Here is a 16,393-nt window from a genome sequence, read left to right on the forward strand (position 1 = left end):
TGGACTAGAGTCCGCCCATCAGGTCTTTTACCTTCTTGGCCGCGTCGTCCGCTGCCTCGTCGACGGTCATCGCTCCGGTCAGGGCATTCTGCAGCATGTCCGGGATGATGATGTTCATGATCTCGGGGGCCTGCGGCAGAGCTGGGAACGGGATGCCGTATGGCAGCATCGAGGTGGTGACGTCGAGGAACTTGATGTTGTCCAGACGTTCCTTCATCCACTTGGTCTTGAAGCCGTTGAGGTTGCCCGGGTTTGATCCGGCGTAGGCCATCTTCAGCGACCATTCAGGGCTCGTCCACATGCAGATGATAGCTTTCGCAGCCGGCTCGTCTACCTTGCCGCCCTCGACATATTCGGGCTTCAGGATGTGAATGTTCGAGCCGCCGAACACGACGGCGCGCTTGCCGTCGGGGCCAGTTGGAATCAGGCCGTAGCGCATGTTGTCGATGACCGTCTGCGCCTTGTCCTTGTCGGTGCCCGTCGCCTTTTTCTGCAGGTCGAGCATGACGTTGTAATCGGACGGGTGCGAGATCATCATGCCGAGCTGGCCGGCGACGAACAGGGGCTGGTTATCGGCCTGCTGGTTGGTGAGCGCCGAAACCGGAACCGACTTGTCGCGAACATACATGTCGTAGGAGGCTTGCAGCGCCGCCTTGCTCTGCGGGCTATCGAGCTGGACCTGCTCATAGGTCGGGTTTGCCGTCGCTTCGTCGAAGACGCCGCCGCCATAGGCCCATAGCTGTGGCATGAAGCGGTACGGCGTATTGCCGGCATTCTTGCGCGCCACGAGGCCGTAGCCGGCAATGCCGAGCTTGTCGTGGATCTGCTTGGAATATTTGACGACGTCGTCCCAGGTTGCCGGAGCCTTGTCTGGATCGAGGCCCGCACGCTTGAAGATGTCGGCGTTCCAGATGAACGCCATCGTCTCGTTGTTGGTCGGAATGCCGTAGGTCACGCCCTCCCAGGTCACTGCCTTCATGGCGCCGGGCCAGAAATCCTCGGTCGAATACCCCACATCCTCTGGCTTGAGCGGCTGCAGATAGCCCTTTGAGGCGAACTCGGTACCGCCCAGGATCTGCAGGCGGACCGCCATAGGCGCGGCATTGCCCAGGAGCGCCGTGCGGAACTTGTCGAGAAGGTCGTTATAGGTGAGGGCTTGTTCCTCGAGTTGGATGTTCGGATAGGTTTTGCGGAAGGTCTCGAAGAAATCCTTGTAGTACTGGCGCAGGAGGTCGGGGTCGCCCTCGAACACGCCCTGATACCAGAAAGTCAGTCGCCCCTTGTAGTCGAGCGGGGTAACCTTGGCGCAATCGGCAGCCGTGTCAAAGTCCTGTGTGCCGGCGATGGAGCGCACATATTCCGGCGACCACTTGCTCAGATCGACCGGTGGCGCACCCAGCGCCGATGTAGACGTCAGGGATGCCATCAAAGCAGTGGCGACAGTGCCGCGCAGGACGGCACTGCCGAGCGCAATTCTCGTCATAGGTATCCTCCCTGGTTCTCCCATGCCGCCCTAGAGCGGTCCTTGCTCGTTTCGATCGCGAGGATGCTTCTGTCAGCTCAGTGTATCCTCTCGATCACTTGGTACGTTTTCAGATCATGGATTGCCTGTCAACGCGCAGAATCGTACATTGTTTGCGAAAGCCGTGTGTGATATCGGGCAAGGTATGTATTAAATTGGGGAGCCCGGCCTTGGCCGAAATAAGCGATTTCAAAGCGATGCCGCCGGTGGGGACCGATCCCATCGGGGCCTCCAGCGAGGGCACCTCGCTTTATGAATTGATCAGGGAAGATATCATCGAGGGACGGCTCGCTGCCAACGAACGGCTTGTCGTCACCGATCTCGCCCGGCGTCACGGCACTTCGACCAATCCTGTGCGCGAGGCCCTGCAGTTGTTGCGCGGCGAAGGGTTTGTCACCTTTGTCGCCAACCGCGGGGCGCGCGTGCGACCCATTGATCAGGATTTTGTCCGGGATATCTACGAGATCGGTGTTCTGATCGAGCCAGCCCTGACACGATGGTTTGTGAATATGGCTACCGGCGAGGACATCGCCGAACTCGAACGTCTCCAAGGCCTGATCGAAGAGAACAATTTCGCCGACACATTCAGGCATAGTGAGCTGGATACCGCTTTCCACACCGTGATGTACCAGCGGCACTACAACCGCCACGCCGCCGAGCTTTGGTGGAAGCATCGCGAAGTGCTGCGAGCCGTGAGCCGTCGTTTCAATTTCACGCTGGCGCGACGTGCCGCGATCATGCGCGAGCACCGCGAACTCATCGCGCTTGTGAAGGCGGGAGAGGCCGACAAGGCGGCCGAACTCGTTTCCCGCCATGTCGAGGGTTCGGGCCGGCATATTCTCGAACAGATGCGAGCGCGCAACGCCGCTCGGGCCGGATAGAATGTCCAGTCCAGAACATCGTTAGCTGACCATTTTCAGGCAAAGGCAGTTGAGATGAAAATCACGAGCATTCGGCCGTGGCTGATCAAGTCCGATGCTTCTTACTGGGGAGAGTTCCTGTTCGTCGAAGTGACGACCGACGAGGGAGTGAGTGGCTGGGGAGAGATCACCACCACGACAAGGCTCGCCAACCGCGCTCTCTGCACGATCCTGCGGCAGATCGGCGTCGCCGTGACAGGCGAGGATCCGGCGCGTATCGAGCATCTCTGGCACAAGATCTTCCGCAGCTTCACCTACATGGGAAGCCGCGGCGCCGCCGTCGAATGCGTGAGCGCCATCGATATTGCCCTCTGGGACATCCGGGGCAAAGTCCTCGGCAAGCCGATTTACGAGCTGCTTGGCGGGCCGGTACGCGATGAAATCGCGCTCTACACCCATCCCAACCAGGCCAAATTCACCAGCAAGGAGGCTGTGGTCCGCGAAATTCTAGACATTGTCGAGTCCGGACACACTGCGCTCAAGTTCGATCCCTACCCGCACCAGGGCCGCAGCGCCGATGGCCTGCCCCGCGAACAGCGAGACGGCTACCTCGATGGCAGCATGACCCGCAAGGACGAGCGCGAAGCCGCCGAACTCACGGCTCTGATCCGCGAAACGGCAGGACCCGATGTCGACATTCTCATCGATGCGCACGGCCGCTTCGACGTCCCCACCGCCATTCGCCTCTGTCGAAGCCTCGAGGAGGCCGGCCAGATCGACTGGTTTGAGGAGCCCTGCCCGCCCGAGAGCCTTAACGCCCTCAAGCAGGTGCGTGAGAAGGTCAATACCGCCATCTCGTGGGGCGAGCGCGGCCACACGAAGTGGGATTTCGTGCCGGTACTCGAGAACAGGCTCGCCGACTACATCATGCCCGACGTTACCTGGACCGGCGGCATTACCGAACTCAAGAAGATTTCCGCGCTGTGCGAAGCCTACTACGTGCCGATCTCGCCACATGACGCCGCGGGACCGATCAACGTGGTTGCGGGAGCGCAGGTGATGATGACCGTTCCCAACTTCTACAAACTCGAAACATCGGAGTGGAACCTTGGCAAATACGATCACCTGATCGACAGACCACTCGACATTTCGAACGGCAGCCTCAAGCTGACGTCGAAGCCTGGTCTCGGTATTGAGATGGACCGCGACTACTTGCAGGCCCACGAGATTGAGCTGGGCTAGCAACACTCTATGCCGGCCCAGGGTGCGGGACGACAAGCCGAAAACGAGGATAAGTCATGGCAAAGACAGGTGGCGCCGACGAAGCGCTCAATCGGGTAAACGCGAACTCCAAGCCATCCCAGCTTCGCATCACCGACATGCGGGTAGCCGAAATCGTCGGCGCGCCGTTCACCTCAACCCTGCTTAAGATTTACACCAACCAGGGCATCGTCGGGCTTGGCGAGGTGCGCGACGGCGCCAGTGCCACCTACGCGCTGATGCTGAAGAGCCGGCTACTTGGCGAGAACCCTTGCGACATCGACCGCCTGTTTCGCCGGATCAAGCAGTTCGGTGGCCATGGCCGGCAAGGCGGTGGCGTCTCGGCGGTCGAGATCGCGTTGTGGGATCTCGCCGGCAAGGCCTATGGCGTTCCCATCTACCAGATGCTCGGCGGCCGGTTTCGGGAGAAGGTGCGCGTCTATTGCGACACCGACGCTACCGTGCCGAGCGGCACCGAGACCGGCAAGCGCCTCAAGCAGCGCATGGCGCTCGGCTTCACCTTCCTCAAGATGGATCTGGGGCTGATGCAGATCGCGGATGTACCCGGTGCGGTCGTCTCCCCTGCCGGTTCACTTGAAGGGTACCGCATCCATCCAGGCCGCGGCCCGGTCAAGACCATGGAGGAGCGGCGCGCCCGCAATGCCGCTTACGATTTGCATAACGTCCCCCATCCGTTTACCGGCCTCCACTTTTCCGACAAGGGCCTCGACCTGCTTGAACAGTACATTGCCGAGGTTCGCGATGTTATCGGCACGGATATTCCGCTCGCCATTGACCATGTCGGCCACATCTCGCTGCAGAACGGCATTCGGCTCGCCAGGCGGATTGAAAAATACGTGCCGGCCTGGCTCGAGGATGTGATCCCGTGGCAGTACACCGAGCAGTTCCGGCAACTGCAGGCCGCCACCACGGTGCCGATCTGCACCGGCGAGGACATCTACCTTAAGGAAGGCTTCGAGCCTCTGCTCAAGAGCGGCGGCCTCTCCATTATCCACCCGGACCTGCTCACCAGCGGGGGCATCCTCGAGACCAAGAAGATCGGCGACATGGCCCAGGACCACGGCGTCGCAATGGCCATCCATATGGCCGAAAGTCCGATCGCCGCAATGGCCGCGGCACATGTCGCGACCGCGACCGAAAACTTCATGGCGCTCGAATACCACTCTGCCGATGTCGACTGGTGGGACGATATCGTCACCGGCGTTCCCAAGCCGCTCGTGAAGGACGGCTTTATCACTGTTCCGGACAAACCTGGCCTGGGGATTGACGACGTCGTCGACGAGGTGATCTCGCAGCATCTGCAGCCGGGTGTCACCGGCATCTGGCAGCCCACGGATCACTGGGACAATGAGTATTCCTGGGACCGTATCTGGAGCTGAGGCGAAAAGAACCGAAGATGAAGATTACCGATCTCCGCTGCGCCGTCATCGGCAAACATCCCATCGTCCGCATCGTTACCGACGAGGGCCTCTATGGCCTTGGCGAAGTCGAGTTCACCAAGACCTATCTCAAGCCTTGGGTGCTGCATTTCCGTAAGGCGCTGATCGGCGAGGACCCTACCGACGTCGAGCGGGTGATGCTGAAGATCCGCCAACGCGGCTCTTTCAAGCCCTATGGCGCGGCGGTAAGCGCTATCGAGCATGCGCTGTGGGACATAGCCGGCAAGGCCGCAGGCGTGCCGGCCTACAAACTGCTCGGCGGCAAGGTGCGCGACAAGGTGCGCGTCTATAACGGCTCGATCCGCCAGAAACGAACGGGGGACCGGCCGGAGGATTACGCCGCTGACGTGAAATGGATGATGGAGCAGCCGCAGAATTTCTTCATGATCAAGCAAGGGATCTCGTTCCACTCCAACATGAAGGACACCATCGAGGGCTTCCATTACGGCGTGACGCAGAAGAAGGCTGGCTATCACGGTGCCATGGATCAGGGCGTGATCAGCGAGCGCGGTTTCAACCACATGCTCGACTGCGTGATCGCGATGAAGGAAGTGCTGGGCGACAAGGTCAGCCTGGCGCTCGACTGCGGCCCGGGCTGGATGCTGCCCGATGCAATCAAGTTCGCTCGCGCGGTCGAGAAGTACAATTTGATGTGGCTCGAGGACATGCTGACCGGCGACTATGTGCCGTGGGTCAATCCGCAGGCCTATCGGGAACTGACCACCTCAACCTCGACGCCAATTCATACCGGCGAGCAGATATACCTGCGGCACAATTTCAAGGAGCTGATCGAAACGCAAGCGGTGCGCGTCATCGGCCCCGATCCGGCCGATATTGGCGGCATTGCCGAGCTCAAATGGGTCGCCGAGCACGCCTGTATGCACTCGATCCTGATGGCACCGCACGGCACCGCGAACGGCCTTCTCGGCCTCGGCGCGCTGATCAATGTCTGCGCCACCCTGCCCGCCAACTTCATTGCCTTCGAATACCCGAGCGCCTCCGACCCCTGGTGGGAGGACCTCGTAATCGGCCTGCCGTCGCAGATCGTGAAGGACAGCATGGTGGACCTGCTGGAAGCGCCGGGGCTGGGCCTCGATATCGACGCCGAAGCAGCCAGGAAGTATCTCCGGGAAGAGGATGCAGGCTTCTTCGACTGAACCATGCTTGCGCCACCCTGCACCATGCGGGACCGCTTCACGCAAATTGGCATCCAGAATGACCGTTTCGGGGCTGGACGCGGACTGGCAGCTTTTCAGCAGCGGAGGTCCAAAGCTGACATTCAAAGCGGTGCATCCTGAAAGCAACTAACGACGCGGGGAAGGATACTGCTCGCCTGTACTCCGGCTTCCAACCGAACTACTTCGTTGGCAGTCCCGCAGCGACGAGGTCGGCTACCTGTCGATCAATCACTGCAGAATTGATATGGAACGTCATATCGCGCCACCGCGTGGCCTTAAGCCACGGCTGCATGGCAAGCGCCTTGAGGACTTCACTGCGTGCATCGTCAGTTTTTCCAAGATGGACATCGTTGATGGCACGTAGCAGCGGAACGGTGATCAGGAAGTCTGACGCCTTCGTGATCAGTGCAGCAGATTCGGCGTACTTTTCGATATCCGTCAGGGCATTTGCCTTCATCACGAGATAGTAATCGGCGAAGTTTGGATCGTTCCTGAGCCCGTATTCTGCTCGCTCAATGGCCTTGTCTGTCAGGCCGCTGAAGCGGGCTGCTGATGAAAGGTCGCCGATGAGAAACGCGTCTCCGGGCGAAAGCGCAATCACCTCGTCGGCCCTGCGCAGAGACAGATCGAAGTTGCCCTCATGAGCGCTGACGTAGACGTTTGACCACAAACAGCTTTTTCTTGCGTCGGGTCCGAGGTTGGCCCGCGGAAGAACCTTTGCTTCCAGTTCGGACGCCATGCGCCAATGTTCGTCAGGCTTTTCGTCAAAGCCGAGGTTGGCCGCCAAGACGTGATCCCAAGCCAGTCCGCACGATAACAGCGACGAGTCGGGAAATTTGGCCAGGCCCTCAAGAATTATGTCCGTCGCCTTTACCAGGCTCTCGGGCGTAAACTGCCCAAAGAAGAAATTGGATCGAAGGAAGAAGTCGTACTCTTCGAGATCCGGTGTGTCCTTTTCCCAGACCTTCTTGTATTCGATATCGTACATTTTTCCGCGCTGGCCACCGAGCGTACCAATGATGCGTTCGATCGCCTCATCCTGAATCACAAGGGGATCGCTTCCCGAGCGATCGAACTTTTCCGCCCAGAGATTTTCGCCTGTGCGCGCGTCGATCAGCTGCGCGGTGATCCGCACCCGCTCCGTTTCCTTCCAGATGCCGCCCTCGATCACGTAGGCCGCGTTCAACTGTTGGCCGATCTGGCGGACATCGGTTGGCTTGTCCTTGTAGACAAAGGTAGAGCTACGCGAGAGCACCTTAAGTTCGGTGACGCCTGCCAGCATCGAGATCAAATTGTCTGTCATGCCGTCGCTGAAATACTCCAGCTTCGGATCGCCGCTCATGTTCTTGAACGGCAGAACCGCAACGGTCGGGATACCACCCCGGTCTATCTCGCGCTTTGTTCCATAGAACTGCCACCACGCCAGGACCGCTGTGACTGCTAAGACCAGCACCAGGAAGCTCGCCACGGCTGGCAGCCGCGAGCGGTTGCGGCTCGCGCGCCTGGGCCTAGCCTTGCCGCCGATCGTGACACGATAGGCCTCCACCGGCTCCGAGATGTTCTTGACCTTCTGCGGGCCCATCGACTGAAAGCCGAAAGCCAGCTTCTTCTCAACCTCGCGCGCGACCTTTGCAGACACCCAGATGCCGCCAGGCTCGGCAAGTTGTTCTAGTCGCGCCGCGATATTTACGCCCTCGCCAAACCGATCGTCACCCTCGACAATCACCTCGCCAAGATTGACGCCGATGCGCACTTCCACGCGCTTGTCTTTCGGCAACGAGGCGTTTCGCTCGGCCAGCCCACGTTGCAGCCAAACCGCGCATTCCATCGCCTCGACGACAGAAGAAAACTCCGCCAGCAGGCCGTCGCCCATCAGCTTGAAGATAGTGCCATGATGACGCGCTACTGTCGGTTCGAAAAGTTCCTTATGATCGGCGCGCACCCGTTCATGCGTACCCGCCTCGTCGCGCTCCATCATGGCAGAGTATCCGACAACGTCAGCAGCAAGGATGGCGGCGAGCTTGCGGTCCATTTCGGAGCACTCTGTCGGCGGCCAACCTCGGAGGCGAGGTGGCAAACCCTCCCGGTTCCAATCAGTTTCGCCTATCAGGACCTTACCCGCAAGCGGCTGCCGGTTACGAAACGACTTGATTGGGGCCGGACGCGGACTGTCGGCTATGGGAGAATCCGCCCGACTCCTTCCGATAGGCGAAAGTCGCTCTGGAAAAGCACCGCGGGGTCTTGAAATGGCACGACCGAGCCGGCGGGCGCATCGGCTCGGACTATTCCGCGTGGGAGCGCTCTAAGTCTCGATCGGGCGGAAAGTGGTCGCACACGGGAGCGGCCTAAGTAGGCTCATCTGCGCCAACAGGCGACTTGTGGATCAAGCTTGGAAGGCGGCTCCACCGACGCTTCGACACTAGGCCCAAATTAGCCCTCGCCGATGCTCCGGCTGCGCCAAAGGCTTGTTTGGATGCTTCAGCTTGGACCTGGTGGCTTGGCAACCGGGGGCAGTTCTAAACCGGTCGGGCGCGGCCAGACTTTCGAGTTTCAAGGTAAGCCGCCATGGATTTGCAATGATCTCCACGACGAAGCCATAGCGCTGGTTGCTCGCGCAACGCTAAGGGCGTCCTGGTGGCTGCTCCTGCGGAAACTTGTCTTCATGGACGATTGCCCCGGCCCGCTCAAGATTGCCTCTCACCTCGAAACCGATCCAGTGTCCGTCCATCAGGTGCGTTTGTCTCGGACAGGCGAGGAAATAGTTCCCCGCCTGCTGGGCAACAAAGTTGAGTTGTCTCCTCTCATTAATTTTGATCCCCTCTAGCGGCGCGGTGTACGCCCCCCAAATCGCATCCTCAGCCTCCAACTTCACTGGCATCTCTGACGGAGCATAAACCCTGGTCACCATCAGACCGTGCCTGAAATTCGAGGAGCCATTGATGAACTCGATCTGGACCGACCATTCTTCTGGCACGATGATCGTGAGATTGCCGCCCCAGTAGCCGTTGAAGTCGATAATGTCGGTCCGGTTGTTGTCCCTGCGGTACCGCTCGACTTGGTTCCAATCGGCGACAATCTCGATAGCCACCGTCTTCGCTGCCGGATCGTTTTTGATCCAGCTCGGGACGAAAGGCTTCCCAGCCAGCGCAATTCCAGGCAACAATCCAAAGGCGAGAAGGGCAAGGTGGGCAAAGCGCGCCATCGCAATCAGAGGCTCCTCCCGAGCGGAGCGGCCGAGCTAAAGCGACCGCAATCGAAGTCGACTAGGCCCATCCTTCAACGACGAGAATACCCCCAAAACAAGATCCACACCAGCAAACCCCCTTTGGCGGAACGGAACAAAACTCGCCGTCGCCGGAGTCGCCTCCAAGTGAACGCCCCACCTCGCGCAGGCCGATGTCTGCCGCCGAAAAGCGAAGGAGGGGTAAGGTTATCGCGCCAAGCTGATCGCCGCTCGGCAAAGGTCTGTTTCGCGGCCTGGAGCCGTCGGTCTGCTTCGGATCAGCGGCTGGCCAAAGCCGACGGAGCTTGTCGGAAGCTCCCGAGCAAATGCCGGCTTCCTGATTTCCATGCCCGGAAGCGAACCGTCACAAATCCGCCATCTCAGGCATCACCTTGCAGACGGCCGGTTCGCCTTTTCGACTGCATGGGGTGTATGAAGCACCCGACGCCCCCACCCCTACCTCTGAAAATGCCCCAACCCGTTCTCATTGAGATAGTCCACCGTCATCACCCGCGCGTGAAGGCCGCCGGAGGAACCGACGAACTTCACCGATGACAGCGAGCCGATTGGCGCGTTCTCTCCGCGGGGCGTGAGGGCGTAGGTGTCGCCGTCCCAGTGCTCGAGCGTGAACTGCATGGGCTTCGGGCCGAGTTCGAGTATCAGCTTGTCGCCATCGGCCCGCACGGTGGCGGTGTCGAAATAGTTGCTCGTATATTGGCCCTCGTAGAAGGATGGACTGCGCGCCTTGGCGGGGTTCGTCGGCCTGTCCTCGCCGGCGAGGTCGCCCACCGGCTTGTAGTAGGCCATGAACCGCGGCTTGATGTAGGGATACCAGTCGCGAGTGACATGGCCATATTGCACGATGTCCATGAAGCTGGCGGCGACCGCCTCGGCGGCGCCGACGGGGGAGCCGTTGGTGAGCACGACGATGCCGACATCGGCCGAGGGCAAGATCTGGAAGGTGGTGCCGGCGCCGAGCAGGAAGGCGCCGGAATGGCCCATGGTGGTGCGCCCATTGGCGTTCACCCCCACATTGAAGCCATAGCCATAGGAGCTGGCCCGCGTATCGGGCGTCTCGCCGCGGTAGGTCACGCTCTGCGGTGTGATGGCGGGCTGCAGGATCTTCGGGTCGATCATGGGCTGGCCGTTATAGGTGCCGTCGCCAAGCAGCAGGATCATCCACTTGGCAAGATCCTGGGCGCTGGAGGAGACGCCGCCCGCCGGCGCCTGCTGGTCGGGATCGCGGTCATAGAGCGGCTCGAACACATTCTCCGCCACGCGCGCATGCAGCAGGGCGCGGTTCTTGCCGGCGGCAATGAAGTCCTCGTGCCGATAGCTGCTCGAGCGCATGCCGAGCGGATCGAACAACAGGCTCTTGGCCAGAGGCTCCCAGGGCTGTTTCTCGGCGTGGGCCACCGCCTCGGCGCCGACCGTCGTGCCGAAATTGGCGTAGTGATAGGAGATGCGGAAGGGATCGAGCGGCACCATCCACAGGCTCCCGACGATCTGCTTGCGCTGGAAGCCGAGATCCTCGAGTTCGTCGCCCGCCGCCATCGGCAGGCCCGAGCGATGGGCGAAGAAATCGCCGATGGTGGCGTTGCCCGAGACATAGTCGAGATTGAGGCGAAAGCCGTCCCAGACCTTGCCGACCGGGGTATCCCAGTCGAAGCTGTGGTCCTTCGTCATGGCGATCGCGGCCACCGTGGCCGAGATCGACTTCGACACCGAGGCGACCTGGAAAATGGTGGTGCTGCTGACCTTAGAAGTGTCGTCCCGGTTGTCGCGAAGGCCATAGCCCTCGTCAAAGATCATCTTGCCGCCATGCACCACCGCCACGGCGAAGCCGGGAACGTCGGATGCTTCCTTGACTTTCTTGACGATGTCCGGCAGCGCGGCCAGCGCCTTCTCGACACCGCCGGGATACAGCTGCACAGCATCCTGCGGCGGCGATGGCCCAAGCTCCGGCACGTAGGACTGCGCGGCTGCCACGGCGGGCAGCATGGTAACGAGGGAAAGTACCAGGAGAGCTGCGACCTTCTTCATTGCATGTCCTCAAACTTGCACCGGCAGATGATCGGACCATACGCGGCAAGATGAAAGATGGTTACAGCTATTTTCTACTGATATGTTTAAGTTCAAAGATCAGACAGAGACGGCGGCTGCGTGTCATGTGATTTCGGAGTGGTGAAGTATCCGTGTTACCTACGCGCCCGGCAATGGGATGGGATTGGGCGGGAGAACGTCAACTTTCCAAGCCCGAGCGGCAAATGGCATCCGATCACGAGTTGTTCGCCAACGGGCTGGCGGCCAACCAGAAAGTCATCGAAGCCAATATATGGCCCATCGCGGGGCCCTATGGCCTGCTGCACGGGGTCCGATGGCCGAGGGGCCGGGACGCTTCGTCTTCACCGATCTTGCCTGCGGCACGGGGCCGTTTGCTGTCCGTCCGGTTATTGCCGCGGGACCAGTTAAAGCCGCCGTTCGGCTCACGTGAAGAGTTTCGGGCGCCGGCAGGCGTACGAAAGTCCCCGAGGAAGGAACCCGCGGGCCGCAGACGATGGCTATGGGGATTTCGGATTTCGGCAGACGTCGGCGATGGCGTGACCGCCGTCGGGAAGCGCTGGGGTGAATGCGGACAGACCGCTTCGTTGCGCCCCCGCGCGGTGTTGTCGGCTTGGTCGGCAGCTGGACGCGACCTCTTCAGCATCGAGGATCATCATGGACGTGCGTCGATCCGTTGCCGGAGGCTGAGTGCCTGCAGCTGAAGGCTGAACCATCCCATGCCGGGTCATGGCGTGCTGCTCCCGGTCGACCGGGAGCCGTGTGGTGGTCTGCGCGGTTACCTCCACCGTTCAAACAGCTCGATGACGATCATGCGGCCGCCGCAGCACGGGCACGGCGGGCGGAAGTCGTCCGGTTCGTCGGGGTCGCCGTCGTCGGGCGGCGCGGCAGGGGCAGTCGAGGATCGCCCTCACTGACCCTCCTGGGTAAGTTGGAAGATACTGGCCGTCCGAGCAGGACCAACGTTAGTTAGCTCACAGTACGTGAAAGAAGCAAAAGAACCCGGTTGCGGCGGAAGAAATTCCCCCTGGTGCTTCCATGCGAGGCAGGTTTTGATCGTGTCGAAAGATTTTTGTTCTCGGCGTTCATCGATGCGGCCATCGATAAATACAAGAGAAATTACATGCGCGGTTGCATTTAGAGATTGAGGATCTGCTTTCGCAGCCGTTGGCACTGCCAAGAGAAGAGCCAGAGCGATGATGAGCTTGGTGCGATTCATGTCGTCCTCCGTTTCATCCGGTGCTGCTGGGGTCGCTTGGAGGCGAAGGCCGAATGGGCTAGACTAGGAAGCGCGCCAGGAAGGTGAAATGTCCCGAACGGCCCCTGAAATTGACCTGAAATCTGCTGAAACGATCACGTTCCGCGGTTTTGTCTTCCTGACCAAAAGCAAAGAACTCCGAACCGTCGAAGGCAAAGCGGTCAATCTTCGCAGCCAGTCCGCCGAGGTGCTCTCGGTGCTCGCGGCGCGACCCGGCGAAATCGTCTCCAAGGATGCGCTGATGCAGGCGGTTTGGCCCGAGACCTTCGTGACCGACGACAGCCTCACTCAATGCATTGCCGATATCCGCCGCGCGTTGGGGGACGACGCGCGTGATGGTGGAAACCGTCCCAAAGAGAGGCTACCGACTGAACGCCGATCTATCGGACGCGGCGGACCCAAACGCCGCAACCGACACGGAACGTGCCAGGACACGATTATCGCAGCGCGGCTTCATTCTTGCTGCACTCGCTCTCCTTGCGGCAGCGATCGGCGCATACTACGGCGCGGAAGCATGGCGAGCCGCTCCCGTTCGTTCGAGCGGCATGCCCAGGATTGCGATCCTTCCCTTCGACGACATGAGTGCCGGTGCGGACAAGGGATATCTCAGCGATGCCGTTGCCGAGGGGATCATCACCGAGCTGGCGCGGAGCAAGACTTATGCCGTCATCGCCCGGAACTCGAGCTTCAGGTACCGCGGTAAGCTGATCGACGCCAGACAGATTGGAGATGAACTCGGCGTCGACTACCTGCTCGAAGGCAGCCAGCAGAAGATCGGAGACCGGCTGAAAGTGTCCGCCCAGTTGCTGAATGCGCATGACGGATCACATGTCTGGGCCAACTCCTACAACCGGGAGATTGGCCATCTTTTCGTCGTCCAGGAGGAAATCATCCGCACGCTTGCGGATCGGGTCGGAGTAAGGATCGAGCGACCCTTGCCACAGAGCGATGCGGCTCAGGTCAGCGCGCTCCGCTATTACCTGATGGGGAGGGCCAAGATCGGAGAGGATATCTCAGCCGAGGGGAACGAGCTGTTAAGGCAGTTCAGCCTCAATGCGATCGAAGCGGATCCGAACTCCCAGTTCGGCCATATCGGGCTGGCCTGGTACTATCGCAATGACGCGGTATTCGGGTGGCACTCACAGGAACACAATCGGAACGAGGCGTTGAAACTCGCTGCCGAATACGCCGACAAGGCCATCCTGCTCGCTCCTGATGACGCTGAAGCGCATGAGGTCCGCGCCAGCACCCACACCGAAGGCGGAGAGGTGGAGCAGGCCCTTGCCCAGTACGATCAGGCGATCGCCTTGAACCCGAGCAACTCGCATATCCTCGTCATGAGTACGAACGTGCTGCTGTATGTTGGCCGCGCCGACGAAGCGATCGATCGGATCGAGCAGGCCAAAGGCATCGATCCCTTCCACCCTGACTGGTTTCACTGGCAGATGGGCTGGGCGCTCTGGGAAAAGAACGATTGTGGGGCGGCGCTGGCTGCGATGCGGAAAATGTCCAGGATCCCGAGCGGCGCACAGCGCATGCTTGCGGGGATCCACGCTTGTCTAGGAAACAAGCGAGAGGCAAAGGAAGCGCTTGCGGTTTTCCTCCAGAACACTCCCAGTGAATCCATCAGTAAAGAACGCAGGGAGTGGGACAAGATTTGGACCGCACCCGGAAGCCTCGACCGCTGGATCAAGCAGATGCGGTTCGCGGGGTTGCCGGAGTGACGGCCGACCGTATGCGGCCCAGCAGAAATCATGGGCTGCAAACGACCCTTGAAGTGGGCCACGAGCGCTGGTGGCCCTCACGCTCAGGGCGCCGATGCGTACCAAACACCTTCATTTCCTCAGTTTTATGTTGCGACTTGCCAGGCTGGCCGATGGCCAGCCTGATGCGGCCGCGGAGACGATCGCGGTAATGCGCCAGGCCCATCCGCGCTTCACACTCAAGGTCTTTCGTCGCTAGGAACCCTACAGGGAGGCGGAGGTGCTCGATAAGATTGTCACGCTCCTGCGCCGTGCCGGTATTCCGGACTGACCTTGGTCGTCTACTTGCCGCCTCGCCTGAACCAGTGACAGCTGCGTCCGCAATTACTATCCTGGCGACGCATGCTGCTGCGTCCGCTTTGGGGAATCAAAGAACGCGAGCCCGATGACCGACATCGGCGCATTGCCGATCGCGGCTCCACCAGTCGAGCGGAGCCGCTTGTGGTCAGGCCTCCGTCGCCTCGGATAATGCGAGCGCATCTTCTACATCCACACCGAGATACCGTACCGTGTTCTCGATCTTGGTGTGGCCGAGCAGGATCTGCACCGCACGGAGATTGCCTGTCGCCTTGTAGATGATGGAGGCTTTGGTGCGGCGAAGCGAGTGCGTGCCATACTCTTCTCGGCGCAGACCGATCGCCGACACCCATTCATCCACCAGTCGTGCATATTGGCTCGTGCTCGAATGCGCGGCGGCATCAACACGACTGGGAAACGCGAAGTCGTCCACTGTTCCGCTACGTCTCTCAAGCCATGCCAACAGACTTGCTCGCGCATCTGACGTGATACTCGAACTGAACCGGTCGCCGGTCTTCTGCTGAACCACCATTGAAGCGGGCCCGGATTTCCGGACCCGCCACAAGCATACCGATCTTGATCTTCACTAGGTCGCAACCCCGCAGCTTGCTGTCGATCGCGAGGTCAAGCAGGCATGATCCCTCATTCGTCCTTCGCGATTGAGGAAGAAGCGGATTGCCCATATCTGCCGCGGCTTCGGGGCTCGCTTGGCTCCGACCTGCCGACCAGCGTTCCATACCGGCCGCCCCTTGGCTGCCGGATCGTATTGTGAAATGCCCATCGTCATTCTCCTTCGGCCAATATTGGCCATTGGAGAAACGATCCGAGGGTCTCGGGCGCGGCGTGGCCGACAGCGGAATTGCGGCTTTTGGCGTCCCGCCAGCACCTCGCTGTCAGTGGGAGACCGTTTGCGCGGTTGCGAATGGCCACTTCGAGTTTACTGCGGCCGGCCCCACCCGCTGAACGTCCGCTATCGTTCTTCGGACGCGGATTGGCGTAGTAAGTTTTGCGCTCGCAACCTACGCAAATTGGGCGTATCGTCGGTATATCGTCGATTGCTAATACATGGGCCGGCGACTGAGAGCGCAAGACTCCCGCATCGGACTAGGCGCGCTAGGTTCCACAACCACTCGTCGCGCTCTGCCTCTGCCGAACCTCTTTTGCTCGGTTCCGGCCAGTATTGCCTTTTGCCAATCGGAAGAGGAGCGTTCTGATGCAGATCATCCAAACCCGCCGCCGATTCCTGGCCGGCGCTGCAACGGCAGGCGCTGCCGGTATCGTCGGACTTCCAGAGTCACTCCACGCGGAACCGCCGTTGGAAACGACCACGGTTCGTCTGCCGCGGTGGGTTGGTGGTTCCTACTGCTGGGCAGGCGCGTTCATCGCCGGAGAACTGATGCGCGCAGATGGCTTCACCGACGTTCGGTACGTAGAAGCCGACAGAAGCGTCGACCAATCGGAATGGATCGCACGCGGTGAGACCGATTTCTCTGTGAACTTTCCGCCGAATC

Annotated in this window: 12 protein-coding genes and 2 pseudogenes; 8 read left to right on the forward strand and 6 right to left on the reverse strand. The window is 60.5% G+C overall.

Annotated elements, in window-relative coordinates; translation table 11 throughout:
• Window positions 1–4 precede the first annotated feature (4 nt).
• Entirely contained in the window at window positions 5–1,483 is a 1,479-nt protein-coding gene (locus NKI24_RS25300) for an ABC transporter substrate-binding protein (protein WP_352749285.1), read from the reverse strand.
• Between the two features lie 209 nt (window positions 1,484–1,692).
• Here NKI24_RS25300 and NKI24_RS25305 point away from each other — a divergent pair, with 209 nt between their 5' ends.
• The 4 genes from NKI24_RS25305 to NKI24_RS25320 are packed head-to-tail and all read left to right on the forward strand — an operon-like array spanning window position 1,693 to window position 6,259.
• On the forward strand, window positions 1,693–2,403 hold the full coding sequence (locus NKI24_RS25305) for a GntR family transcriptional regulator (RefSeq protein ID WP_352449228.1): 711 nt from the start codon (window positions 1,693–1,695) through the stop codon (window positions 2,401–2,403).
• 54 nt (window positions 2,404–2,457) lie between these two features.
• Entirely contained in the window at window positions 2,458–3,624 is a 1,167-nt protein-coding gene (locus NKI24_RS25310; protein ID WP_352749289.1) for a mandelate racemase/muconate lactonizing enzyme family protein, read from the forward strand.
• 56 nt (window positions 3,625–3,680) lie between these two features.
• Entirely contained in the window at window positions 3,681–5,042 is a 1,362-nt protein-coding gene (locus NKI24_RS25315) for a mandelate racemase/muconate lactonizing enzyme family protein (protein WP_352449173.1), read from the forward strand.
• A gap of 17 nt (window positions 5,043–5,059) precedes the next feature.
• Window positions 5,060–6,259 carry a mandelate racemase/muconate lactonizing enzyme family protein gene (locus NKI24_RS25320; protein ID WP_352749292.1) on the forward strand — a complete coding sequence of 400 codons (1,200 nt, stop codon included), beginning with the start codon at window positions 5,060–5,062 and terminating at the stop codon, window positions 6,257–6,259.
• Between the two features lie 199 nt (window positions 6,260–6,458).
• Here NKI24_RS25320 and NKI24_RS25325 read toward each other — a convergent pair whose 3' ends face one another.
• From NKI24_RS25325 to NKI24_RS25340, 4 genes are all read right to left on the reverse strand, one after another.
• The gene (locus NKI24_RS25325; protein ID WP_352749295.1) at window positions 6,459–8,312 is read right to left on the reverse strand and encodes an adenylate/guanylate cyclase domain-containing protein; all 1,854 of its coding nucleotides are present in this window, start codon (window positions 8,310–8,312) and stop codon (window positions 6,459–6,461) included.
• Window positions 8,313–8,900: 588 nt separating this feature from the next.
• Entirely contained in the window at window positions 8,901–9,482 is a 582-nt protein-coding gene (locus NKI24_RS25330) for a sulfocyanin-like copper-binding protein (protein ID WP_352449176.1), read from the reverse strand.
• Between the two features lie 477 nt (window positions 9,483–9,959).
• Window positions 9,960–11,546, reverse strand: a complete 1,587-nt coding sequence (locus NKI24_RS25335) for a serine hydrolase (protein WP_352749299.1) — start codon at window positions 11,544–11,546, stop codon at window positions 9,960–9,962.
• A 928-nt stretch (window positions 11,547–12,474) separates the two neighbouring features.
• The gene (locus NKI24_RS25340) at window positions 12,475–12,783 is read right to left on the reverse strand and encodes a hypothetical protein (RefSeq protein WP_156937426.1); all 309 of its coding nucleotides are present in this window, start codon (window positions 12,781–12,783) and stop codon (window positions 12,475–12,477) included.
• An 88-nt stretch (window positions 12,784–12,871) separates the two neighbouring features.
• Here NKI24_RS25340 and NKI24_RS36010 point away from each other — a divergent pair.
• The 3 genes and pseudogenes from NKI24_RS36010 to NKI24_RS25355 form a co-directional block, all read left to right on the forward strand.
• Window positions 12,872–13,096, forward strand: a pseudogene (locus tag NKI24_RS36010) (winged helix-turn-helix domain-containing protein); the annotation flags it as partial.
• 61 nt (window positions 13,097–13,157) lie between these two features.
• Window positions 13,158–14,546, forward strand: a complete 1,389-nt coding sequence (locus NKI24_RS36015) for a tetratricopeptide repeat protein (RefSeq protein ID WP_502901488.1) — start codon at window positions 13,158–13,160, stop codon at window positions 14,544–14,546.
• Window positions 14,547–14,616: 70 nt separating this feature from the next.
• Window positions 14,617–14,784 carry a hypothetical protein gene (locus NKI24_RS25355; RefSeq protein ID WP_352449179.1) on the forward strand — a complete coding sequence of 56 codons (168 nt, stop codon included), beginning with the start codon at window positions 14,617–14,619 and terminating at the stop codon, window positions 14,782–14,784.
• Between the two features lie 246 nt (window positions 14,785–15,030).
• Here the strand turns inward: NKI24_RS25355 and NKI24_RS25360 are convergent.
• Window positions 15,031–15,663, reverse strand: a pseudogene (locus tag NKI24_RS25360) (tyrosine-type recombinase/integrase).
• Between the two features lie 432 nt (window positions 15,664–16,095).
• Here NKI24_RS25360 and NKI24_RS25365 point away from each other — a divergent pair.
• Window positions 16,096–16,393, forward strand: a 298-nt coding sequence (locus NKI24_RS25365; RefSeq protein ID WP_352749301.1) for a twin-arginine translocation signal domain-containing protein, incomplete at its 3' end; no start/stop codon positions are given.

Origin of the sequence: Mesorhizobium sp. M0701, assembly GCF_040320365.1 — a bacterium.
Taxonomy (GTDB): Bacteria; Pseudomonadota; Alphaproteobacteria; order Rhizobiales; family Rhizobiaceae; genus Mesorhizobium.

Bases quoted from the DNA above. Each gene is read 5' to 3' on its own strand.
- NKI24_RS25310 (WP_352749289.1), top strand. From the start codon at position 2,458: ATGAAAATCACGAGCATTCGGCCGTGGCTGATCAAGTCCGATGCTTCT.
- NKI24_RS25315 (WP_352449173.1), top strand. From the start codon at position 3,681: ATGGCAAAGACAGGTGGCGCCGACGAAGCGCTCAATCGGGTAAACGCG.
- NKI24_RS25320 (WP_352749292.1), top strand. From the start codon at position 5,060: ATGAAGATTACCGATCTCCGCTGCGCCGTCATCGGCAAACATCCCATC.
- NKI24_RS25330 (WP_352449176.1), bottom strand. From the start codon at position 9,482: ATGGCGCGCTTTGCCCACCTTGCCCTTCTCGCCTTTGGATTGTTGCCT.
- NKI24_RS25335 (WP_352749299.1), bottom strand. From the start codon at position 11,546: ATGAAGAAGGTCGCAGCTCTCCTGGTACTTTCCCTCGTTACCATGCTG.
- NKI24_RS36015 (WP_502901488.1), top strand. From the start codon at position 13,158: ATGGTGGAAACCGTCCCAAAGAGAGGCTACCGACTGAACGCCGATCTA.
- NKI24_RS25325 (WP_352749295.1), bottom strand. From the start codon at position 8,312: ATGGACCGCAAGCTCGCCGCCATCCTTGCTGCTGACGTTGTCGGATAC.
- NKI24_RS25340 (WP_156937426.1), bottom strand. From the start codon at position 12,783: ATGAATCGCACCAAGCTCATCATCGCTCTGGCTCTTCTCTTGGCAGTG.
- NKI24_RS25300 (WP_352749285.1), bottom strand. From the start codon at position 1,483: ATGACGAGAATTGCGCTCGGCAGTGCCGTCCTGCGCGGCACTGTCGCC.